Origin of the sequence: Aeromonas sp. YN13HZO-058, assembly GCF_001921245.1 — a bacterium.
In the GTDB taxonomy this organism is placed as follows: Bacteria; Pseudomonadota; Gammaproteobacteria; order Enterobacterales; family Aeromonadaceae; genus Aeromonas; species Aeromonas allosaccharophila.
The window spans coordinates 1-23431 of record NZ_MQSY01000052.1 but is presented as its reverse complement, the minus strand read 5'-3'; the positions used below and the strand labels follow the sequence as shown (position 1 = coordinate 23431).

Sequence of the window (23431 nt, the reverse complement as noted above, 5' to 3'; positions counted from 1 at the left end):
CGTTCATTCGCTCACCTCTTCATCTTCATCGCCGGTAAGCAGGGTGAGGCGGCCGAACTCGTCCCCCTTGACGATGCGGATGTAGCGGGCATCGTCATCCTGCTGGGTGAAGGTGAGCACGAACGGGCTCAGCTCGCCACCCGGAAAGATAAGCAGCTGTGGTGTGCGCTCCTTCTCGTCGCGCTTCTGTTCGGTCTTCTCGTCGGGGTCCGGCTGCCAGCCAAAGCCTTCCAGCTCCAGTGCCAGCGTCATGTTCTCGGCCAGTTGCACCGGCCCCAGCTGCTTGTCGCCAGTCAGGGCCAGCCACTTGCGATCCTTGGCCTGACGCTGCATAAACTGCCAGCCGTTATCCTCGATGCGAATGCCCACCAGCCGACCATCCATCACCGCATACTCCTGCGCCAGCTGCAGGGTCGCCATCAGGCGGCGCGCCTGCTTGTCCAGCTCCCGATCCCCTCTGGCGCCACCCATGCTGAGGGTGACGGCGGTGGCCACCAGCCCCATCAGCATGGCGACCAGCAGCACCTCCAGCAGGGTAAAACCGGATTGGCGACTCTGTTTCATGGCGCCAGCCTCAACTGCATAGCGGTAGCCTCAAGCCGACCCATCAGCATGGCAACGAGCAGAACCTCCAGCAGGGTAAAGCCGGATTGACGACGAGCAGATGGCGCAGCCCTCATTCAGGCTGCTCCAGCAAGGCGGAGTGAAGGTGGTGGCGACATATCACTTATTGGAAATCCTTCAGGTTCCAGTTGCCGATGTCGTCATCGGTACCGGCTTCACCATCCAGACCCATGGAGAAGATGTCGATCTTGCCGAACTGACCCGGGCTCAGCAGCTGGTACGGGTTGCCCCAGGGATCTTGCGGCAGGCGCTTGATGTAGCCGCCATCGCGGTAGCTGCGCGGCGCCGGATCGATGGAGGGCTTGGTCACCAGCGCGTCCAGACCCTGTTCGGTGGTCGGGTAGCGGTTGTTGTCCAGCTTGTACATGTCGAGGGCGTTTTCCAGCGCCACGATATCGGAGACCGCTTTCTGCTGGTCAGCCTTCTCCTTGTTGCCCATCAGGTTGGGCACCACCAGACTGGCCAGAATGCCGAGGATCACGATGACCACCATGACTTCCAGCAGGGTAAAACCGGATTGACGACGCTTTTGCATGAGTTACTCCCTAACGAAATGAGATGGCATGAACCATCAACGATAAATTGTTAAACCGCGATCGTTCGATGACGCCTGTCGACTAAGCGAACCCGCGGGATCGATTGGATTGGCAGGTTCGAATAGGGTCGCGTATTCGGACGTCTGAACCTTACATATTCACCATATTGTTGAGCTCGAGGATCGGCTGCAGGATCGACATCACGATAAACAGCACCACCCCTGCCATGGAGACCACCAGCATGGGTTCGAACACCCCGAGGGCGATGTTCACCTGGGATTCAAACTCCCGATCCTGGTTGTCTGCCGCCCGCTCCAGCATGCTGTCGAGCTCGCCGCTCTGCTCGCCGGAGGCGATCATGTGCAGCATCATGGGCGGGAAAATCTTGGTCTCGGTCAGCGACTTGCGCAGACTGGTCCCTTCACGCACCCGTTCGGCGGCCTCGAGAATACGCATTCTGGCAAAGTCGTTGGAGAGCACTTCGCCGGAGATCTTCATCCCCTCCAGCAGCGGTACCGCACTGGCGTTGAGAATGCTTAGAGTGCGGGCGAAACGGGCGGTGTTGAGGCCGCGGCTGACCCGGCCAATCACCGGTAGGCCGAGCAGCACCTGATGCCAGCGTCGGCGACGTTTTTCATCGTTGAGCCACCAGCGCCAGACAAAGCTGCCAAGGAAGATCAGCAGCAGAAACCAGAGGCCATAGGCCTGCATCAACTCGCTGGTGCCGATGAGAAAACGGGTGGTGCCCGGCAACTGTTGACCCATGTGTTCAAACTGGGCCACCACCTTGGGTACCACGGCGGTAAGCAGGATCGAGATAACCCCGATAGCCACGCAGGTGAGCACGATTGGGTAGATCATCGCCTGCAGCAGCTTGGTGCGCATATGCTGGCGCTGCTCAGTGTAGTCGGCGAGGCGGTTGAGCACCTTCTCCAGATGGCCCGATTTTTCACCGGCCGCCACCATGGAGCGAAACAGCTGGTCGAACACATGGGGAAAAGCCCCCAGCGAGTCGGCCAGCGAATAGCCTTCCACCACCTTGCTGCGCACAGTGGCCACCAGAGAGCGCAAGTGGGCCTTTTCGCACTGCTCGGCTACCGCTTTGAGCGCCTCTTCGATGGTGAGACCGGCGCCCACCAGAGTGGCCAGCTGGCGAGTGATCAGGGCCAGCTCGGCAGTGCTGGCACCGCGCCGGAACAGGGCGAAGCGGGTCGCCTCCCGTTTCGCCTTCTCGGTGGTCTCGTTCACCTCGAGGGGGGTGAGCCCCTGCTCGCGCAGCAGCTGGCGTACCTGACGGGCCGAGTCGCCCTCCATCACGCCGCTCTTGCTGCGCCCCTTGTTGTCGAGGGCCTTGTATTCGAATGCCGCCATCTCAATCTTCCCGGGTCACGCGCAGTACCTCTTCGAGGCTGGTCTGCCCCTTGAGGACCTTGTCGATACCGTCACGGCGGATGCTGGGGGTGTGGCCGCGGATCAGCCGCTCGATGGCCAGCTCGCCGCTGGCACTGTGAATGGCTTCACGCACCGCTTCGTCGATCACCACCAGCTCGTGGATGCCGGTCCGGCCACGGTAGCCGGTGTGGTTGCACTGCTCGCAGCCGACCGGGCGCCACACCTGCTGATCGGGGGCCAGCTCGATGCCCATGGCGAGGCGCTCCTGCTCGGTGATGGGGCGCGGGGCGCGGCAATCGGGGCAGAGGGTGCGGACCAGCCGCTGGGCCAGTACCGCCAACAGAGAGGAGGAGAGCAGGAAGGGCTCGATCCCCATGTCCCGCATCCGGGTGATGGCACCGATGGCGGTGTTGGTGTGCAGGGTCGACATCACCAGGTGACCGGTGAGGGAGGCCTGCACCGCGATCTGGGCGGTCTCGAGGTCACGAATTTCCCCCACCATCACCACATCCGGATCCTGACGCAAGATGGCGCGCAGGCCGCGGGCGAAGGTCATGTCCACCTTGCTGTTGACCTGGGTCTGGCCCACCCCTTCGAGGTCATATTCGATGGGGTCTTCCACTGTCAGGATGTTGCGATCCCGCGAGTTGATCTCGGAGAGCGCCGCGTAGAGGGTGGTGGATTTACCGGAACCGGTCGGGCCGGTCACCAGTATGATGCCGTGGGGCTTGCGAATGAGCTCGCTGATGATGGTGCGGTTGGCTTTGGTCATGCCGAGCTGCTTGAGCTCGAGGCGCACGTTGTTCTTGTCGAGCAGACGCAGTACCACTCGCTCGCCGTAGCTGGACGGCATGGTGGAGACCCGCACGTCGACGGCGCGGCCACCGATACGCAAGGAGATACGGCCATCCTGCGGCACCCGCTTCTCGGCGATATCCATCCGCGACATGACCTTGATCCGCGACACCAGGAGCGAGGCCAGTTTGCGATGGGGGCGCAGGATCTCCCGCAGCACCCCATCGATACGAAAGCGGATCACCAGCGCCCGCTCGAAGGTCTCGATATGGATATCGGAGGCCTCCTCCTTGATCGCCTCGCTCAACATGGCGTTGATGAGGCGAATGATGGGGGCATCGTCATCGGCGTCCAGCAGGTCTTCGCTTTGCGGCAGCTCTTCGGCCAGGGCGAAGAAGTCCATCTCGTTGCCGAGATCTTCCATCAGCTGGCGCGCCTCGGAGGAGTCGCGCTGGTAGTGAGCCATCAGCAGCTCTTCGAAGGCCTCGTTGTCGAGCTGCTCCACCGCGAAGCTGCAACCCGCTACCCGCCGCACCTCCAGCAGGGCTTGCGGGGTGACGCCGGGGCGACACTGCAGCACGGGGGCGCCGTCCCGCTCAATCAGGATCACCCCGAAGTTGCGGGCAAAGACAAAGGGGAGCTCGGGCAGTGGCGCAGGCCCGACGCTTCCATCCAGATGGTAGGCACTCATCAGGGTTTACTCTGCACAAACGGAGTGGTGGTCTCGACAGTGCTCTGCTGTCTGCTCTGCATCTCGTTGATCTGCTTCTGGATCTCTTTTTGCAGCTCGGGCGACACCATCACATCCTGACCGTAGGCGGGCAATACCTGACGGGCGGGGGAGGTGAGATACCCCTCCTGCGAGGCTGCATTGAGCTGCTCGGCGCGGAACAGGGAGTACTTGTTGCTGGATACGCCGCTATAAACATCCGCATCACGCAAGATGGTCGGCCGGATAAAGACCATCAGGTTGCGCTTGGAGGTGGTGTTGGAGGTGGAGCGGAACAGATAGCCCAGCACCGGAATATCGCCAAGCAGCGGCACCTTGGAGACCTGCTCCTTGGTCTGTTCATCCATCAAACCGCCCAGCACCACGGTTTCGCCACTTTTGACCAGTACCGCGTTCTTGACAGTACGGGTGTCGAAGGTGGGGCCAAGGTTGGCAGTACCGGTCGCCTGGGTCTGGGCGACGCTGGAGACCTCCTGCTCGATATTGAGCAGCACCGAATCCCCTTCGTTGATCTGCGGGGTGACCACCAGCTTGGTGCCCACCGTCTTGCGCTCTATGGTGTTGAACACCTGATCGCTGGTGGTGGAGGTCTGTGAGCCGCTCTGGACCGGGACCTCCTGACCGACGTTGAAGGAGGCCTCCTTGTTGTCCATGGTGACGATACTCGGGGTCGAGAGAATATCGTTCTTGGTGTTGGAGGCCAGCGCCGTGGCCAGCATGGCCCAGTCGCCGTGATAGAAACCGGCGGCCATGCCGTTGAACTCTTTCAGCAGATTGGCCGCGGTGTCGGTCTTGCCGTTCTGATAATCCTTGCCGGCGGCGATGGCGCCACCGATGGGCAGACCGGAGTTGGTGAACTGGGTGCCGCCGCCGTTGGCATTGCCCCACTGGACGCCAAGGGTGAGGCCGTCGCCGTCCATCATTTCGACGATGATCGCTTCTACCAGCACCTGGGCGCGGCGGATATCGAGCTTGGCCACCACCTGCTCCAGTTCGGACATCACGTCCGGCTGGGCGGTGATGACCAGCGCATTGGTGGTCTCATCAGCGGAGATGGCCAGCTTGCCACCGCCGATGCTGGCGCCGCCCGTGGTTGCGCCGCCGCCCTTCTTGTCGGCCTCGATGCTGGAGCTGACCCCCTTGAGCACCTCGACCATGTCTTTGGCCTTGCCATATTTGAGGTAGAAGACCCGGGTATTGCCCTGGCTCTGCAGATCGCGGTCGAGCTGGCGCACCATCTGGATGATGCGGGCGCGCGCTTTCGGCTCACCACTCACCACCACAGAGTTGGTGCGCTCGTCTGCCACCACCTTGGGGGAGAGCAGCAGGGAGGCAGTGCCGCCCTGCGGGTTGCCATCCTTGTTGAGGTTGGTGACCAGCCGTACCATTTCGCCTGCCGAGGCGAACTTCAGCTTGATGATGTCCACATCCTGATCGCCGGCGCGGTCGACCCGGTTAACCACTTCCACCAGACGGTTGACCACGGCGGCGCGGCCGGTGATGAGCAGCACGTTGGAGGGCTCGTAGTGCACCACGTTGCCACCACCGGCGTTGTCGTTGAGCTGGCGCAGCAACGGTGCCAGTTCACGGACCGAGACGTTGCGCACCGGCACTACTCTAGTCACCATCTCGTCGCCGATGCCCGGGTTGCTGCCATCTACCACCGGAATGGCGGAGGTCTTGGCATCCCGCGAGCGCAACACCTTGAGCACCCCGTTGTCCATCGGCACCACGGCAAAGCCGTAGACGTCGAGCACGCTCAGGAAGAACTGGTAGTACTGCTCCTCATTGAGCAGGTCGTAGCTGCGCACGTTGATCTTGCCGCGCACCGATGGCTCTATGATGATGGTTTTATTTAGGTTCTTGCCCACCGTATTGATGAACTCTTCAATGTCGGCGTTCTTGAAACTGGCTGAATATTCGGTGGCCCAGGCTGAGCCCGCCATCATCAGTGCCGCTGCGACAGTGGCCAGACGCCAGCCTTTCCCTTTAGTTGTCATTATTGGTACGACTCCAAATCATTATTCTGACAAGCGCACATAGATGTCGAACTGTTCGCCCTGTCGCTCGACGGTCACAGTCATTTCCGTTGCGCCAGCCATCTGCTGCATCGCCTGCATGGCTTGCATGTTGTCCCGTAAATCCAGCCCGTTGATGCTGATGGCCAGGTCATTGGCCTGCAGCCCGCTCTGGTTGAAAAACTCAGGATTGCTGCCCGGGTTGAGGCGATAGCCGGTCATGCGGCCATCCATCTGAACCGGTGAAATATTGAGGTAATCGGTGATCTTGCCCGGATCGGCCATCAGCTCGCTGCGCAGGGAGCCAAGGGGGGCGGCGTTGCCAGTCTGCGGCAGCGGCTTGCCATACTCCTCGCCGTCCAGCATCAGGGTCTCGTCGCGGCCATCCCGTTCGATGATCACCCGATCCGGATAGACCTGACGGATCCGCGCCTGGGTGCCGTCAATCATGTCACCGACCCCGTAGGAGTTCTGAATGCCGGACATGGCGATGATGGCGATGGATTTGGCGGGATCTGAGCTGGCCAACACTCCGTTGAGCTGGGCATTGAGCTGGGTACGCGGGGCATTGGCGGCCACGGCGGCGGCTTTGGCCTGCGCCTTGGGGATCGCCTTGCCAAACAGCCCCAGTCGGCTCACCTCACCCAGTTCGAGGCGCGGGTTGCTTTGACTGTTGGCCGCCACGGCGGACGGTTGCCACGGCTCGCCGGTTGGCGGGCTTGCCAAGGTGAGCAGACGCCAGGTGAGCGCGGCGCTCTGCTGCGCCAGCATGATCAGCAGCGCCAGAAAGAGCACCTGAGTCACTCTGGTCATGGGTAGCCGCCGGCACTGGGCCAGCAGCGTGGTCAAAATCTCATCCCTGAATCGTAATGTCATATTAATCAACAAATTCCAGGTTCTGGTGCGGCTGCGTATTGTGTACGGCGGTTTGCCGCGACACAACGGATCCGGGCACTCCAATACGCAAAAATGCATATTTCATCACATCTGGACTGAATGAGTGCTGACAAAAGTAGCAACCCTCAGTCGCGGTACTGGTCATAACCGCACTGTGTGGTGATTGTTTATGCGGCATCCGACAGGGCAGCCTTGCCGGTGATGGCTCACGGGGTCCAATCCTGCAACGCCTTGAGGGCCACACTCTGTCCGGCGACCTGCAGCACGATAGATTGCTGCTCGATGCTGGTGAGCACGACCCCCGGGGCGATTTCACTACCCTCCCGGTATTCGCGGCCATTGAGCACCACGACCCGCTTGGCGGGGTTGGAGGAGAAAACATGAGAGCCGTAGCTCAGCTGCGGCACCTGTTGGCGCACCGACTGCGGAGCGGCACCCAGCGCCATCAACTGGGCCGGTTGCACATTCTGGCTGGCGGTGTTCGGCGTCTCCTGCAATGGCGTTTCATTGAGTGCCCGCATCAGCTGCTCGGCCAGACTCAGCGCGGGGGGATTCCCCTGGCTGGCCGACTCGTTTCTGGCCACGGCTCTGGGTTGTACCACCGGCTCCGGCAGGGGCGGGGGCAGCGGACGGGTCACCATCGCCCTGGGTTCGACCCGCACGAAGGGCGGAGTGATCACCTCTTTTATCTCCACCTTCTCCTCGATGGGGCGCAGGTGGATCAGGTGCCAGCCATAGTTGGCGCCTGCACCCAGCAGCAAGGCAAGGGGGGCCAGCAGCCAACCGATGCGGCGGGAGGTACGCGCCTCTTCCCGTGGCATGGGCAAGCCCATGGCCGGGATATGGGCGCTCTGTTGCGGTTGCTGCGCTCGGTGCAGCGCTTTTAGCAGGGTAGACATCAGGAGGCCTCCTCCAGTCTGGGCATGGGTTCACCGGAGAGGGCGTTGAGGCGCAGCAGCGTGTTGCTGCCCGCGATGCCATCAGGGGTCAGCCCCTGATCTTGCTGGAACTGGCGCAGCTTGTGTTTGAGCTGGTCATCGAAACGGCGCACCTTGCGCTCGGGTTGTTGCAGCGCGCGGCTCAGGGCGTTGTCGAGCCACTGGATCTGGGTCTGACCGGCATTGCTGGCGATCAGGCTGACGCCCCCTTTTGGCATGCGCCAGAGCAGGGTGTAGCTGCCGCCCCAGTTGTCGCTGAGCCACTGACGATCCACTTGCCAGCTCTGGTCGCCGATCATCAGGCTGGCCTTGCCCGGCCCCAGATTGACCAGGGTCGCGTAGTAGAGGCCGCCGGTGTCGTCGGTCAGGGTGATCATGGCAGGATGCTGCAGGGCGCGCAGCTCGTCGAGGCTCGCCTCTCCCTCCTGACAGCGCAGGCCGGCGCGGGGCGCGTTGTCACAGGTTGCCTCGAACGGTTCGGTCTCGTAGCCCCATACCTTGTAGAGATTCTGCATAGCGCTGTCGGGGTCGAGGGCCTGATTGATCGCCTCGGTCAGTTGCTCTTTCTGTTCGTCGGTTTCGTCGATGGTGACCGGCACCTCAACCTTGACCACCGGGCGGGTGGGGAACACGCCGAAAAATTGCCAGCCCCACCAGCCTGCGGCCACCAGCAGGGCGCCTGCCAGCGTCACCACCAGACCGGAGACCCAGCTCCCTTCGTCCCGAACGCCATTGACCTCGAAGGCGGCCTGGCTGATATCGCCGTGGACCACCTTGTAGCTGCCACGGGCGAAGGCGGCGATCAGGGCGCGATCGCAGATGAGGTTGATGAAACGGGGGATGCCGCCGCTCAGGCGATGGAGCGTCTTGATGGCTCGCGGGGTAAAGATGGGTTGCACGCAGCCTGCGACCTGCAGCCGGAAGCGGACGTAGGCATCCACGTCGCTGTGGGAGAGCGGCAGCAGGTGATAGCGGGCGGTAATGCGCTGGGCCAGCTGACGCAGCAGGGGTTGGCGCAGCATCTGTTGCAGCTCGGGCTGACCGATCAGCACCACTTGCAGCAGTTTTCGTTCATCGGTTTCGAGGTTGGTGAGCAGACGCAACTGCTCCAGTACGCCGGGCAGCAGGTGCTGCGCCTCATCCACCAGTACCACGCTGCGCTTGCCTGCCGCCAGGTTGGCCAGCAGGTGATCGCGAATAAGGTCGAACAGCCGCTTGATCCCGGCATCTTCGGGATAGGGGAGTTGAAACTCGTCGCAGATGGCGGCCAGCAGATCCCGTTCAGTCAGGGAGGGGTTGAGGATGTAGGCGATCTCGGTCTCGGCGGGCAGCTGTTGCAGCAGGCAGCGGGAGACGGTGGTCTTGCCGGTGCCCACTTCGCCGGTCAGCAGCACAAAGCCGCCGCCATCCTGCAATCCATAGTTGAGATGAGCAAGGGCTTCGCCGTGGCGCTCGCTCATATAGAGGTATTTGGGATTGGGCGAGATGGAAAACGGGTGTTCCGAGAGGCCGAAGAACTGTGTGTACATGAGGGTATTCTTTTGTAGCCGGCGACAGATGAAAAATGTCTCCGGATGATAGCAAACCTCGCTTTCATTGGAAGCCATCATTGGCGCAGGAGGGCAAATTGCGGCCTTTTCCTGCCATCTTGTGATCCCGGTTGCGTCATCGGTACGAACCCGGATCACAAAATGACAAAAAACATCTGTAAATAAAGGAAAATATCAATATCGGCACTGCGTGGCGCATGCCGCTTGCGCGCATTTTATGACACGTGTGCCCTGTCAGCCATCACGGCAAAGGGTCGGGATGCGCCTGCTCAGTGGTGATCCTGAAACTGTGCTGCAATCTCCCTGAACTGCGCCTCGCAGGCGAGAAAAGCCGCAACGATGCCGGGATCAAAATGGCTGCCGTTCCCCTTCACGATGATCTCCTTTGCTTCCTCATGACTGAAGGCAGGTTTATAGACCCGCTTCGAGATGAGCGCATCGTAGACATCCGCCACCGCCATCAAGCGCCCGGAGAGGGGAATATCCTCCCCCGCGAGCCCTGCCGGATAGCCGCTGCCATCCCACTTTTCGTGATGGGTGAGGGAGATCTCCCTGGCCAGCCGCAGGAAGGAGTTGGAGCCCAGCTGCGCCTCGGCACTGGCCAGCGCATCGGCGCCGATCTGCGGGTGGCGCTTCATGATGGCGAACTCCTCGTCGGTCAGCTTGCCCGGTTTGAGCAGGATGGCGTCGGGAATGCCCACCTTGCCCACATCGTGCAGGGGCGCCGACTTGAACAGCAGGTCGATGGTGGCGTCATCGAGCGGGTAGCGATCCCGGTCGTTGCGACTGAGATATTGCGCCAGCGCCTTCACGTAGTGCTGGGTGCGGATGATATGGGCGCCGGTCTCGTTGTCCCGGGTCTCCGCCAGCGAGGCGAGGCCGAGGATGGCCACGTCACGGGTCAGGTTGAGCTCGTCGCTGCGGGATTTCAGCTCGCCGATCATCTGATTGGTGCTGGCGGCAATCAGGCCGAACTCGTCATCCCGGGTGACCGGCACCCGGGCGTCGAAGTCACCGCACTGCACTCTGGCCATGGTGCGGGTCTGCTGGCGCAGGGAGAGGCCGAGATTGCGACCATAACCGTGGATGATGAGGGCGAGATAGCAGAAGGTCACCGTCATCACGAAGGCGATCTCCCACAGGATGTAATGCTGGGCATCGGCCCTCGGCAGGCTGCGTTCCACCGTCACCAGCCACTCCAGATCCTTGTTGAACAGCAAGAAGAAGACGCTTCCCAGCAGGGTGAGGGTCGCCAGGGTAAAGAGAGTGAACTTGCGTGGCAGCGGCATGGCCAGCGGGTGGCTCAGCGCCAGGCTCTGCTCGGCTTGTCGCGCTCTGGCCCGATGCCAGCCCCGCTCCAGGGTCAGATCGGCGGCCACCAGAAAGCCGAGGGTAGTCATCCCCAGCAGCACCTTGAGGTGGCTCTCCAGCGGAAAGTCGTGGGCCAGGGCGTTGTAGCACGAGAGCAGCAGCGCTCCCAGCAGGTAGAAACCGACCTCCAGTCCGAACCCGCTCAGCTCGTTGCGCGGCAGGGGCCGCCTTGAGAGCAGCCGGTTGCGCACGGCGAACATGATGGCGAACGTCACCAGGGTTGGCCCCAGCAACTGGGGCAGGGTGAGACTCTCGAGAAACGGGCAAACCTGCCAGCCATAGAGACAAAATAGTGACAGGGTTACCCCGTAGTGCAGGGCGCAGCGCCCCGTGATCCTCTGCATATTCCCACCCATGTTGCTGGTTATTGTTATGTCGGCGGGAGGCCCGCCATTACAGGCGCCGCAGCAGCAAGCTACCGATGGAGTAGCCAGCACCAAATGAGCAAAGTACGCCGCGGGCCCCCGCAGGAAGGTCGCGATTGTACAGATGAAACGCGATGATGGAACCCGCCGAGCTGGTATTACCATAGCTATCAAGAATGACCGGCGCCTCCTGCTGGCTGGCATCGTGGCCCAGCAGCTTGCGACCGATGAACTGGTTCATGGTGAGGTTGGCCTGATGGAGCCAGAGCCGGTTCAGGCTCTCGGCAGGCCAGCCCTGCTCGTCGAGCTGGTTGGCGATCTGGTCGCACACCAGCGGCAACACCTCCTTGAACACCTTGCGCCCCTGCTGGCGAAACAGCTTGTCGTCGCTGTAGCGGGTACGCGGGCTGAGACGGTTCAGAAAGCCGAAGTTGTTGCGGATGTTGTTGGAGTACTGGGTCACCAGCTTGCTGGCCACCAGTTGCCACGGACTGGCCACCTTGCAATCGGCCTCCCGCTCCAGCAGCACTGCGGTGCAGGCATCGCCAAAGATAAAGTGGCTATCCCGATCGCGAAAATTGAGGTGCCCCGAGCAGATCTCCGGATTGACCACCAGCGCCAGTCGGGCTGTGCCTGCCGCCAGCATGTCTGCGGCTGTCTTGATGCCGAAGGTGGCGGACGAGCAGGCCACGTTCATGTCAAAGGCCATGCCGCTCGCCCCCAGATAGTGCTGCAGCTCGATGGCCAGCGCCGGATAGGGACGCGGCATGTTGGACGCCGCGACGATGACCAGATCGATCTCCCCCGGCTCGCGACCGGCGGCGATCAGCGCCTGTTCGGCGGCGGCTACCGCCATCTCCACCATGATGGAGGGCATCTCATCGGGCCGCTCCGCCAGCAGCGGTTGCATGATGTCGGGGTTGAGCACCCCTTCGCGGCTCACCAGATAACGGCTCTTGATGCCGGAGGCCTTCTCGATGAACTCACAGCTGGAGTGCTGCTTGGCAGGCAGTTGGCCGGCGTCGATGGCGGAGGCGTTCTCCTCGTTGTAGAGGTCCACATACTGGTTGAAGGCGGCCACCAGCTCTTCATTGCTGACGGCAAAGGGGGGGGTATAGAGGCCTGAGCCACTGATCACGATAGAGGTCATCTTTGCTCCTCGCCGGGTGCGTTCCCGGCTTGTCGGTTTATAGGTGTGAGAGGGTTATAGCTGGTCGATCGCCGCAGCGAGACCCGCCAGGGTCAGCGGATGCATCCGTCCGCCAACCACGTCATTCATCAGTTTGATGGAGGGATGCCAGAGCCACTCCCGGCGCGGGGTGGGGTTGATCCACACCAGTTTGGGAAAGTGTTGCTGCAAGCGGGTAAGCCACACCTGACCCGACTCCTCGTTCCACTGTTCGACACTGCCGCCCGGCCAGGTGATCTCGTAGGGGCCCATGGTGGCATCCCCCACCAAGATCACCCGGTAGTCGCTGCCGTAGGTGCGCAGCAGCCGCAGGGTATCGAACCGCTCCTCAACGCGGCGGGCGTTATCCTTCCAGACGAAGTCGTAGAGGCAGTTGTGAAAATAGAAGTACTCCAGATGCTTGAACTCGTGGCGCAGGGCCGAGAAGAGGCGCTGCACCTCGGCTACGTGAGTATCCATGGAGCCTCCCACATCGAAAAAGACCAATAGCTTCACCCCGTTGTGGCGCTCGGGTCGCAGCTTCACATCGAGCCAGCCCTGGCGGGCAGAGCTTTTTATGGTGTCGTCGAGATCCAGCTCGTCGGGATTGCCTTTGCGCACCCAGCGTCTGAGTTTGCGCAGCGCCAGCTGGATGGCGCGCTGGCCAAGCGGTGAGTCGTCGCTGAAGTTGCGATAGTGACGGGCCTCCCACACCTTGGCCGCCTTGCCGTGCAGCCCCTCTCCACCCATGCGCACGCCCTCGGGGTGAAAACCGCCGTGGCCAAACGGGCTGCTGCCACCGGTCCCTACCCACTTGTTGCCGCCGGCATGGCGCTCTTTCTGCTCGCTTAACCGCTGGTTGAGAGTCTCCAGCAGCTTGTCGAGTCCGCCGAGAGATTTGAGCAACGCCTTCTCCTCTGGGCTCAACAGCCGTTCGAACTCCTTGCGCAGCCACTCCTCGGGCAGGCTTTCCGGCAGCAGGGGAATGGCGTCCAGCCCTTCGTAGTATTCGGCGAAGGCGCGATCGAAGCGATCGTAGTGGGCCTCGTCTTTCACCAGCAGGCAGCGCGAGAGCTGGTAGAACTCGTCCATATCGACAACGACCAGCCGGGCAGCCAGTGCGGCGTGCAAGTCCAGCAACTCGCGCAGGCTGCACGGGAGTTTGTGGCGACGCAGGTGGGTAAAAAAGTCGATCAGCATGGGTCAGCTGCCGCGCCGGGCCAGAAAGGCGAGTTTCTCGAAGAGATGCAGGTCCTGCTCGGTCTTGAGCAGGGCGCCATATAGCGCGGGCACCAGCTTGCCGGGCTCGCGGGCGCGCATCGCCTCGGGGGCGATATCATCGGCCAGTAGCAGCCGGAGCCAGTCCAGCAGCTCCGAGGTGGAGGGCTTCTTGCGCAGCCCCTCTACCTCGCGCAGCTCGAAGAAGAGATCCATCGCTTCGCCGAGCAGACTCTCCTTGAGGTCGGGGTAGTGGAGTTTGACGATGGCCTGCATCTCGGCCTTGTCGGGGAAGCGGATGTAATGGAAGAAGCAGCGGCGCAGGAAGGCGTCCGGCAGCTCTTTCTCGTTGTTGGAGGTGATGATGACCACCGGCCGCTGGCGTGCCTTGACTCGCTCGCCGGTCTCGTAGACATCGAACTCCATCCGATCCAGCTCCAGCAGCAGATCGTTGGGGAACTCGATGTCGGCCTTGTCGATCTCGTCGATCAGCAGCACTGGCCGCTGCTCGGCGCTGAAGGCCTGCCACAACTTGCCTTTACGAATGTAGTGGCTGATATCGGCCACTCTGGGATCGCCGAGCTGGGAGTCCCGCAGTCGGGCCACCGCATCATATTCGTAGAGCCCCTGCTGGGCTTTGGTGGTGGACTTGATATGCCAGGCAATGAGATCGGTGCCGAGATGGTCGGCGACCGCTTCGGCCAGCACCGTCTTGCCGGTGCCCGGTTCCCCCTTGATCAGCAGCGGTTTTTCGAGGGTGATGGCGGCATTGACCGCCATCCTCAATGCATCGGAGGCGAGATAATCGCTGCTTCCTGAAAATCCCATAACGTCGGTTCCTTTGACGATTGGCGCCCGGAGTCAGGGGCCAGAGAGAATAAGCTCTATATGTTGTAATACCATATGGTTATAACGAATAGTCACTTCTCATTCAGAAACCACAGGGTAATCTTGTTTCATCGTCGTAACAAACACAGGGATAGCACCATGAGCAAAATTTTTGAGGACAACAGCCAGACTATCGGTCACACCCCGCTGGTTCGTCTCAACCGTGTTACCAAAGGCCGCGTGCTGGCCAAGATCGAGAGCCGTAACCCCAGCTTCAGCGTCAAGTGCCGGATTGGTGCCAACCTGATCTGGGATGCCGAGAAGCGCGGCATCCTGACCAAGGGTAAGGAGATCATCGAGCCTACCAGCGGCAACACGGGTATTGCTCTGGCTTTTGTCGCGGCAGCTCGCGGCTATCCCATTACCCTGACCATGCCCGCCACCATGAGCTTGGAGCGCCGCAAGCTGCTCAAGGCGCTTGGCGCCAATCTGGTGCTGACCGAAGGGCCGCTCGGCATGAAGGGGGCCATTGCCAAGGCCAACGAGATCCTCGAGTCCGAGCCGGGCAAGTATGTGCTGCTGCAACAGTTTGAAAACCCGGCCAACCCGGAGATCCACGAAAAGACCACCGGTCCCGAGATTTGGGATGCCACTGACGGTGAGGTGGATGTGTTTGTGGCCGGGGTCGGTACCGGCGGCACCATTACCGGTGTCTCCCGCTATCTGAAGCAGACTCAAGGCAAGGCGGTGGTTTCTGTCGCCGTTGAGCCTGCCGAGTCACCGGTCATCAGCCAGAAGCTGGCCGGCGAAGAGATCAAACCGGGCCCTCACAAGATCCAGGGGATCGGCGCCGGCTTTATCCCGGGCAACCTGGACCTCTCCCTCATCGATCGGGTGGAGAAGGTGACCAGCGACGAAGCCATCGAGATGGCCCGACGCCTGATGGAGGAGGAGGGGATCCTGGCCGGTATCAGCTCCGGGGCTGCGGTGGTGGCTGCCAGCCGTCTGGCCGAGCTGCCGGAATTTGCGGGCAAAACCATTGTGGTCATCCTGCCGAGCGCGGCGGAGCGTTACCTCTCCAGCGCCCTGTTTGCCGGGGTGTTCAGCGAGCAGGAACTGCAGCAGTAACTGATCGGAATCTTTCAAAACAGCGGCGCTCCCAGGAGCGCCGCTTCTTTATGGGCTAGACTCAACCCCTGTTAGTGTCACTTGATCCTTATTTTTTGGGGTAAAATAACAAGTTCCGGAGTGAGAAAAAAAGCAGACATTCCGCTGTAAATCTCATATCCTGTGCGGCGTCACGCGGTGTTTGCTGGCTGGGTATCACAAAGTAACAAAGTGTTATTTTTCGTTATAAAATAATTTCAGGCCAGTCCTGATGCGGCTTGTAGCCCAATAACTGAAAATTGCCAACCAGCGCGCCGATTACTGCACAGAAACTTGACCTGGATTAAACCATTGCGGGTCTGCTTTCGTTACTTTACAACATATCCATACTGACACGGTGGGTCAGGTTGCTTCAAAAACGACCAATCCACCAAAAAATATCAATAATATGGGGTGAAACCATGTACGAGAAGTCTGTTGTTATTACTGCTGAAAACGGCCTGCACACCCGTCCGGCAGCTCAGTTCGTGAAAGAAGCCAAAGAATTCCAAAGCGAGATCACTGTGGTCTCCGGTGGCAAGTCCGCCAGCGCCAAGAGCCTGTTCAAGCTGCAGACCCTGGGCCTGACCAAGGGTACCAACGTGACTATCCAGGCTGACGGCCCGGATGCTCAACAAGCTGTTGAGAAGCTGGTTGCCCTGATGGACGAGCTGGAGTAATCCAGCTTTATTCCTCCCCCACAGTCGTTTTAATAGGAAGGATTATGATATCTGGCATTCTTGCGTCCCCCGGTATCGCATTCGGCAAGGCGCTTCTTCTTAAAGAAGATGAAATCGTTATCAATCAGGGCAAGATTCCCGCCGAGCAGATTGATGCCGAGATCAACCGTTTCCTCGAAGCTCGTACCAAGTCAGCTGCTCAGCTGGAAGCCATCAAAGAGATGGCCGGTCGTACCTTCGGTGAGGAAAAAGAGGCCATCTTCGAAGGCCACATCATGCTGCTCGAAGATGAGGAGCTGGAAGGGGATATCAGATCCTTCATCAAAGAGAACAAGGCTTCCGCTGACAAAGCCATCTATGAGGTGATCGAACAGTACGCCAAGATGATGGCCGAACTGGATGACCCTTATCTGCGCGAACGCGCAACCGACTTCCGTGACATCGGTACCCGTCTGGTCAAGAACGTACTGGGCATCGCCGTTGTCAACCTGAGCACCATCGACGAAGAGGTCATTCTGGTCGCCAAAGACCTGACCCCGTCTGAAACCGCTCAGATCAACCTGAAATATGTGCTGGGTTTCGTTACCGACATCGGTGGCCGTACCTCTCACACCTCCATCATGGCCCGCTCTCTGGAGCTGCCGGCCATCGTGGGCACCAACGACATCACCGAGCGCGTCAAGAACGGTGACATGCTGGTGCTGGATGCGATCAACAACCAGATCATCATCAATCCGACCGCTGAACAGCTGACCGAAGCCAAGAAGTTCCAGGCTCAGTTCCAGGCCGAGAAAGATGAGCTGGCCAAGCTGAAAGACCTGCCTGCCATCACTCTGGATGGTCATCAGGTCGAAGTGTGCGCCAACATCGGTACCGTCAAGGATACCGAAGGTGCCATCCGCAATGGCGCCGAAGGCGTGGGTCTGTACCGTACCGAGTTCCTGTTCATGGACCGTGACGCGCTGCCGACCGAAGACGAGCAGTTCAAAGCCTACAAAGAAGTGGCCGAAGCGATGCCGGATCAGCCGATCATCGTGCGCACCATGGACATTGGCGGCGACAAAGAGCTGCCGTACATGAATTTCCCGAAAGAGATGAACCCTTTCCTGGGCTGGCGTGCCGTGCGTATTTTCTTCGACCGCGAAGACATCATGCACGCTCAGCTGCGGGCCATTCTGCGCGCCTCTGCCTTTGGCAAACTGCGCATCATGTTCCCGATGATCATCTCTGTCGAAGAGTTCCGTAGCCTGAAGGCTACCGTAGAGACGCTGAAGGCCGAATTGCGCGCTGAAGGCAAAGCCTTTGATGAATCCATCGAAGTGGGTATCATGATCGAGACCCCGGCCGCTGCCGTGATGGCTCATCATCTGGCCAAGGAAGTGGATTTCTTCAGTATCGGTACCAACGACCTGACCCAGTACACCCTGGCTGTCGATCGTGGTAACGAGATGATCTCCGCCATGTACAACCCGCTGTCACCCTCCGTCCTGACGCTGATCAAGATGGTTATCGATGCGTCCCACGCCGAAGGCAAGTGGACCGGTATGTGTGGTGAACTGGCTGGTGACGAGCGCGCCACCCTGCTGCTGCTGGGTATGGGTCTGGATGAGTTCTCAATGAGCGCCATCTCTGTACCGCGTATCAAGAAGCTTATCCGCAACACCAACTTCGAAGATGTGAAGGCCATGGCTGATCAAGCACTGAGCTTTGCCACCGCCGCTGAAATCGAAGCATGCGTAGATAACTTTATTAAGCAGAAGGCAGTCTGCTAAGATCGGCTGCAAACAGCGACAAATCATCTCTAGGAGCTTTATATGGGTCTGTTCGACAAACTGAAGAAACTGGTTTCCGACGATAGCTCTGACACCGGCGGCATCGAAATCTTTGCTCCGCTGTCTGGCGAAATCGTGCCGATCGAAGATGTGCCTGACGTTGTCTTCGCCGAGAAAATCGTTGGTGACGGTATCGCTATCAAGCCGGCTGGCAACAAGATGGTTGCGCCGTGCGATGGTACCATCGGCAAGATTTTCGAGACCAACCACGCGTTCTCTCTGGAATCCGACTCCGGTATCGAGTTGTTCGTTCACTTCGGTATCGACACCGTTGAACTGAAAGGCGAAGGTTTCACCCGTATCGCTCAGGAAGGCCAACAGGTCAAGCGCGGCGACACCATCATCGAGTTCGATCTGGCCGTTCTGGAAGCGAAAGCCAAGTCTACCCTGACTCCGGTTGTCATCTCCAACATGGACGAGATCAAAGAGCTGATCAAAATGACGGGTGCTGTGACTGTGGGCGAGACCCCGGTTATCCGTATCAAGAAGTAATGCCCGGCTGGCTCACGCCAGTTGCTGCAGTAAAAAACCGAAGCCTGGTGCTTCGGTTTTTTTATGGCCGCGTGTCGGCTTCCCCTTCTGGTCACCAGGCTATTGTGCCGAGATGACAACCCGGTTACGGCCCTGATCCTTGGCCTGATAAAGGGCCCGGTCGGCCATCATCAGCAGGTAGTCGATGCTCTCTTGCCCCTTCATGCTGGCACACCCCAGGCTGATGGTGAGGGAGAGCTGATCCCCCTGCCACGGCACACGGGTGGTACTGACATGCTGGCGCAGCTGTTCGGCGCGCCGTGCCGCCTGTTCAATGTCGCAACCCGGCAGGATCAGCAGAAACTCCTCCCCGCCCCAGCGGGCCAGACTCTCCCCCGGCAACAGCTGACTTGCCATGGCGTGGGCGACGGCGCAGAGCGCGGCATCACCCGCAGGATGGCCGTAGCGGTCGTTGACCTGCTTGAAATGGTCGATATCCCCCAGCACCACCGAGAGGGGCTCACCGTGCAACCAGAGGGCCTGCAACTGTTGCTGGGCACCGCGCCGGTTGGTCAGCTCGGTGAGGGGATCGGTGCAGGAGAGGCGGCTCACCTCTTCCACCATGCACTGCAGGTCGTGGATATCGCGAAAGGTGACGATATGGCCATCCGGGATGGCATCGGCACCCAGCTGGGCGGTGACGATAAACCAGCGCGACTGGCCGCCCTTGCAGCGGATCAGCGCAGGCATCTCGGCGACCTCCAGCCCTTGCGACAAGCTCTGTTCCACCTGCGAGTGCCAGGAGTCGATGATGGTGCGGCGATACCCTTCATCCGGGTAGGCGAGTCGAAACCAGGAGGCCATGTCCGGCAGCTCGGCAAGGTCGTAGCCGAGCTGCTCAAGGAAGGCCTTGTTCAGGAAGCGGTGGCGCCGCTGCGGGATCATGTCGGGCGAGCGGCCATCGTGACGGGCAATGGATTCTGACACCAGAATAGGCAGCGGGATCACATCGAAGGAGCGAAACAGGATCTGTTGCAGTTCTCGGTCATTCATGGGAAAAGCGACTCCTCGATGCATCTTTTGCATGCTTTACCATAGGTGAGAGCCGTGTGGTGGTAAACCGCTTTATGGTGTCGGCTGACGCGATGTCATGAACAATCCTGTGTACTCGAAGATAAAGGTCTTCATGCGAGCCATTTTGGCCATCTGTTTCCGCAGACCCGTTACCCGCCTCGTTGACCTGAGGGTATAAAAAAGCCGCTCACCTGGGTGAGCGGCTGTTGCCATCAGATCATTGCCGTTCGCTATCAGGCTGGCTGTTTGCCATCTTCCGCGGGGGGCGGCAGAGCGGCGGAGTTGGACTCCACCTTCTGCTCTTCACCTTGCATGTTCTTGATGTAGACATCCATCTGGTTGAAGGCGATCTCGATGCCGTTCTCGCGGAACAGCTGGTCGATCTTACGGTTCAACTCGTCCACCGCCGGGTTGCGATCACCGAGTTCGCTCACGAAGAAGCGCAGCTCATGATCCAGGGTGCTGGCACCGAAGGTGAGGAAGTAGACGATGGGGGCCGGGTCTTTCAGTACCCGGCTGTTTTCATCGGCCGCCTGTTTGAGCAGGGTGCGGGTCAGCTCCAGATCCGAGCCGTACGCCACGCCCACCCGCACGATCACCCGGGTGACGGTGTCACTCAGCGACCAGTTGATCAGCCGTTCGGTCATCAGCTGCTGGTTGGGGATGATCACCTCTTTGCGGTCGAAGTCGGTCAGGGTGGTGGCGCGGATTCGGATTTTGGAGACGGTACCGGAGAAGGATCCGATGGTGACGGTGTCACCGATCCGCACCGGACGCTCGAACAGGATGATGATGCCGGAGACGAAGTTGGAGAGGATCTCCTTCATACCGAAACCGATACCGACCGACAGACCACCCGCTACCCACTGCAGCTTGTCCCACTGCACACCCATCATGGAGAGGGCGGTGAGGGAGCCGAAGCCGATCAGCACGTAGTTGAGCATGGTGGTGATGGCGTAGGCGGTACCCTGGGCCAGATTGAGCTTGGAGAGTATCAGCACTTCCAGTAAACCGGGCAGGTTGCGCGCCAGTGACCAGGCGCCGCCGAGTAGCAGGAAGCCGATCAGCACGTCACTCAGGCTGATGGGGAACAGTACGGCGTTGGCGCCGGTGCCTTCACTGCGGTGCCACAGCACCATGCTGTCGAGGTAGGAGAATACCGCGACCAGATCGGACCAGAGCCAGTAGAAGGCGACGCCGAAGATCAGCAGCAGCACGGTACGGGTCAGACGCAGGGATTGCTGGCTGACATCCTCCAGATCCATGGGTTGCTCTTCGACGGACTCGCCCCCTTCCGCATCTTCCGAAGACTTGTGCTCGCGCTTGGCCACCGCGCGGCGGTAGGCCAGACGGCGGGCGGCCAGCTCCAGACCACGCAGGGCGGTGCGGTAGACCAGGCTCCAGATGATGATGAGGTAGAAGGATTCGATCAGGCGACCGGTCAGCTTCAGCGCGGTGTAGTAGTAACCGAGCATCGCCAGCACGATCAGCGCCACCGGTGCCAGCGCCAGGGCGATGGCGATCAGCGACTTCTGTATGCTCACCTCGCCCTTGATGCGGGCACGGGAGATGGGGAACACCAGATAGGCGGCCAGTCCCAACAGGAGCAGGGTCATGGCTTGACCGATCACATCATTGCCCAGAGTGGAGGGTTCAACCACCGCCTTGGTCGCGAGCATGATAAGCGGCAGCAGTGGCAACCAGAGGTAGCGCATGCTGGATCGCTTGGCTTGCAGCTCCGCTTTCGGAATGCGGAAGTGGGTTTCGGCGATGCCACCCGGACGCATGACCGCCAGATAGACGCTGAATACCAGGTAACCGAGGGCGAGGTTCAGGGTGATCTGGAACATCAGCTTGGGGCTGAGCAGACCACAATAGGTGAGCAGCAAGCCGCCCGCCAGGATGAACAGGCTGCCCGGCAGGCGATGCAGCACGGTGTAGAAGAGCGCGACAGGGGTGTGCCATTGGTTGTCCTGACGGAAACGGCCAAGGTCCTTGGCAATCTTCTTCTGTCGTTCAACCAGTGTCGGGCGCTTCCAGACCAGCAGGCCGCCGATCAGCAACAGCGGGAAGGCGAGCAGGGAGATCCCCAGCAACTCTTCGCGCCAGCGTTTCCAGTCCGGTTTCAGTACCCAGTCGGAGGCCTGTTTGTAGGCCTGGGCGGGCCAGCTGATAAACCACTTGCTGTCGATGGGCTTGTTGCTGCTTACCCAGAAGATATGTTGTTGCAGGGTAAATTCGATGGACTTGTAGATCCGCGCCAGTTGCTGCTGGGTCAGCTGCAGGCTGATGGCGTTGGTGAGCTGGCTGTCGAGCTGGCGGTTGAGCTGATCGAGCAGATTGATGCGGGTGTCGAGCAGCTTGGCAAGGTTGGCCTTGTCCTCTTCGCTGACCGGCTCCTTGCTGCCGGCGATCAGATTGTCCAGATAGAGGTTCTTCTGGAACAGCTGGTCACGTTGCTGGCTCAGTTCGAACTGGGCCAGGTGGAGGTCGGCGATCTGCTCTTCCAGATTCTTGACGGCGATAGAGGGGGCCGCTTCCAGCTGCTGGTAGAGCTGATAGAGGATGCGTGACAGCAGCAGGTTGCCCTTGAGCATCTGCACCTGTTCGTTCAGGTTGCGCTCGGTCTGGGTACCCCGCTCCAGCCAGCTCTTGGCTTGCAGGTTTTTTTGTACCAGCGAGTTGAGGCTGGTGGTGGCGGTGATGAGCTGCTGGCTGAGCTGGTGGTTGAGTTCCTGCTCTTTTTGCACCAGCGGGCTGTCTTCGGTCGCCACCAGCTCACCGGTCTGCTCGGCGGTCTTCTCGGTGTCGCCGAGACGCTTGGCGCTGCTCTGCTCCTGCAGCAACTGCAGTTTCTGCTCTTCGATGGCGAGACGGGCACTCTGATAGTCGCGCTGCTTGACCGCCAGATCCTGCATGCTGGTGCGGTTATCCAGATCCTTTTGCAACTGGGCCAGTTGCAGATCGATCAGCGCCAACTCGGCATTGAGCTTCATCTTCTCGGCGCTGGAGACGCTTTCACCGGCGTTGAGACGGCTGCGGATCTCCTGACTGCGCTGATAGGCATGGCTCATTCTGGCCTGCGCCCGCTCCGGCAGGGTCTGCAGGCTGGTGAGCTGGCTGCCGATGGTGCCGAGGGCCTCCTGGGCCTCCTGCATGTTGGCCAGCACTTCCGGCTGACGGCTGTCGAGCTCCGCCAGACTCATGCTGGCGTATTCACTCTTGATCTGCTCGACACTCTTGCCCTTGGTCAGGGCATCGAGCTTGGCGCTGATCTCTTTGAGTTCGGTGGGCAGGTTGCGGATCCGTTGTGCCTGGGTCTTGGCCTTCGCCTCTTCCTTGTCGATGCTGTCGAGCAAGGCAAGGGTCTCGGTCAGCAACTTCTGATCCGCTTGCTGACTGACGGTCAGGGTCTCTGATTTACCCAGACCATCCAGCGCTCGCTGAACGGAATTGCGAGAGGGGGCATCTTGCGCCATGGCTTGCGGGACGCAGAGGCTGGCGATTAAACAGAGCAGCGGCAACAGGGTGGCCGAGACTCTTTTAAAACGTATTGAGGGCATATAACTTCCGGGTTATTACGCGATATTCGGGAGATTTCCCGCATAGATTAAATTCGCGTGGATTCTAACACCGGGCTTGTCAGGTAAGCAGGGGGGAGGGATAAAAAAAACGGCGCCCGCAGGCGCCGTTTTCATGTTGTTCAGCTCTGATTAAAGAACGTGAACAGAAGCGGTGTTGGTGGTGCCGCTCGGTACCAGAGCACCGGAGACCATCACAACCACGTCACCTTTCAGA

Annotated in this window: 18 protein-coding genes and 1 pseudogene; 4 read left to right on the top strand and 15 right to left on the bottom strand. The window is 60.3% G+C overall.

Annotated features, from left to right (window positions below; genetic code table 11):
• Window positions 1–3 precede the first annotated feature (3 nt).
• The 13 genes and pseudogenes from exeH to BSP75_RS12180 form a co-directional block, all read right to left on the bottom strand.
• Entirely contained in the window at window positions 4–564 is a 561-nt protein-coding gene (exeH, locus tag BSP75_RS12235; protein ID WP_075113367.1) for a GspH family T2SS minor pseudopilin variant ExeH, read from the bottom strand.
• 5 nt (window positions 565–569) lie between these two features.
• Window positions 570–680: pseudogene (locus BSP75_RS21280) on the bottom strand (prepilin-type N-terminal cleavage/methylation domain-containing protein); the annotation flags it as partial.
• A 47-nt stretch (window positions 681–727) separates the two neighbouring features.
• On the bottom strand, window positions 728–1159 hold the full coding sequence (gene exeG / locus BSP75_RS12230) for a GspG family T2SS major pseudopilin variant ExeG (protein WP_042061950.1): 432 nt from the start codon (window positions 1157–1159) through the stop codon (window positions 728–730).
• A 151-nt stretch (window positions 1160–1310) separates the two neighbouring features.
• Window positions 1311–2531: a GspF family T2SS innner membrane protein variant ExeF gene (exeF, locus tag BSP75_RS12225; RefSeq protein ID WP_075113366.1), complete on the bottom strand. Its 1221-nt coding sequence runs from the start codon at window positions 2529–2531 to the stop codon at window positions 1311–1313.
• 1 nt (window position 2532) lies between these two features.
• Window positions 2533–4038, bottom strand: coding sequence for a GspE family T2SS ATPase variant ExeE (gene exeE, locus BSP75_RS12220; protein ID WP_075113365.1), 1506 nt, complete (start codon window positions 4036–4038; stop codon window positions 2533–2535).
• Window positions 4038–6077: a GspD family T2SS secretin variant ExeD gene (gene exeD, locus BSP75_RS12215; protein WP_058054322.1), complete on the bottom strand. Its 2040-nt coding sequence runs from the start codon at window positions 6075–6077 to the stop codon at window positions 4038–4040. The genes exeE and exeD overlap by 1 nt, the downstream gene beginning before the upstream one ends.
• A gap of 21 nt (window positions 6078–6098) precedes the next feature.
• The gene (gene exeC, locus BSP75_RS12210) at window positions 6099–6944 is read right to left on the bottom strand and encodes a GspC family type II secretion system variant ExeC (RefSeq protein WP_148140705.1); all 846 of its coding nucleotides are present in this window, start codon (window positions 6942–6944) and stop codon (window positions 6099–6101) included.
• Window positions 6945–7198: 254 nt separating this feature from the next.
• Window positions 7199–7891, bottom strand: coding sequence for a GspB family T2SS assembly factor variant ExeB (exeB, locus tag BSP75_RS12205; RefSeq protein ID WP_075113363.1), 693 nt, complete (start codon window positions 7889–7891; stop codon window positions 7199–7201).
• Window positions 7891–9459, bottom strand: a complete 1569-nt coding sequence (locus BSP75_RS12200) for an ExeA family protein (protein WP_075113362.1) — start codon at window positions 9457–9459, stop codon at window positions 7891–7893. Before BSP75_RS12200 ends, exeB begins: the two co-directional genes overlap by 1 nt.
• 290 nt (window positions 9460–9749) lie before the next feature.
• Entirely contained in the window at window positions 9750–11195 is a 1446-nt protein-coding gene (locus tag BSP75_RS12195; RefSeq protein WP_075113361.1) for an HD domain-containing phosphohydrolase, read from the bottom strand.
• 49 nt (window positions 11196–11244) lie between these two features.
• Entirely contained in the window at window positions 11245–12366 is a 1122-nt protein-coding gene (locus BSP75_RS12190) for a beta-ketoacyl-ACP synthase III (protein WP_075113360.1), read from the bottom strand.
• Window positions 12367–12420: 54 nt separating this feature from the next.
• Complete coding sequence (locus BSP75_RS12185; protein WP_075113359.1) at window positions 12421–13584, bottom strand: VWA domain-containing protein; 1164 nt, start codon at window positions 13582–13584, stop codon at window positions 12421–12423.
• A 3-nt stretch (window positions 13585–13587) separates the two neighbouring features.
• On the bottom strand, window positions 13588–14430 hold the full coding sequence (locus BSP75_RS12180) for a MoxR family ATPase (protein WP_075113358.1): 843 nt from the start codon (window positions 14428–14430) through the stop codon (window positions 13588–13590).
• Between the two features lie 159 nt (window positions 14431–14589).
• On the opposite strand from BSP75_RS12180, the gene cysK reads away from it, so the two are divergent.
• The 4 genes from cysK to crr all read left to right on the top strand — a co-directional run bounded on the left by cysK (window position 14590) and on the right by crr (window position 18580).
• A complete protein-coding gene (gene cysK, locus BSP75_RS12175; protein ID WP_058054330.1) occupies window positions 14590–15558 on the top strand; it encodes a cysteine synthase A in 969 nt (322 codons plus the stop codon).
• 440 nt (window positions 15559–15998) lie between these two features.
• Complete coding sequence (locus BSP75_RS12170) at window positions 15999–16256, top strand: HPr family phosphocarrier protein (protein WP_005338266.1); 258 nt, start codon at window positions 15999–16001, stop codon at window positions 16254–16256.
• Window positions 16257–16300: 44 nt separating this feature from the next.
• Window positions 16301–18028 (top strand): phosphoenolpyruvate-protein phosphotransferase PtsI, encoded by a 1728-nt coding sequence (gene ptsI, locus BSP75_RS12165; protein WP_042061933.1) that lies wholly within the window; start codon window positions 16301–16303, stop codon window positions 18026–18028.
• Between the two features lie 42 nt (window positions 18029–18070).
• A complete protein-coding gene (gene crr, locus BSP75_RS12160; protein ID WP_042061931.1) occupies window positions 18071–18580 on the top strand; it encodes a PTS glucose transporter subunit IIA in 510 nt (169 codons plus the stop codon).
• A 99-nt stretch (window positions 18581–18679) separates the two neighbouring features.
• On the opposite strand, the gene BSP75_RS12155 is transcribed toward crr, so the two are convergent.
• The gene (locus BSP75_RS12155; protein WP_075113357.1) at window positions 18680–19612 is read right to left on the bottom strand and encodes a sensor domain-containing diguanylate cyclase; all 933 of its coding nucleotides are present in this window, start codon (window positions 19610–19612) and stop codon (window positions 18680–18682) included.
• A 254-nt stretch (window positions 19613–19866) separates the two neighbouring features.
• Window positions 19867–23196, bottom strand: coding sequence for a mechanosensitive channel MscK (gene mscK / locus BSP75_RS12150; RefSeq protein WP_075113356.1), 3330 nt, complete (start codon window positions 23194–23196; stop codon window positions 19867–19869).
• Window positions 23197–23431: the final 235 nt, after the last annotated feature.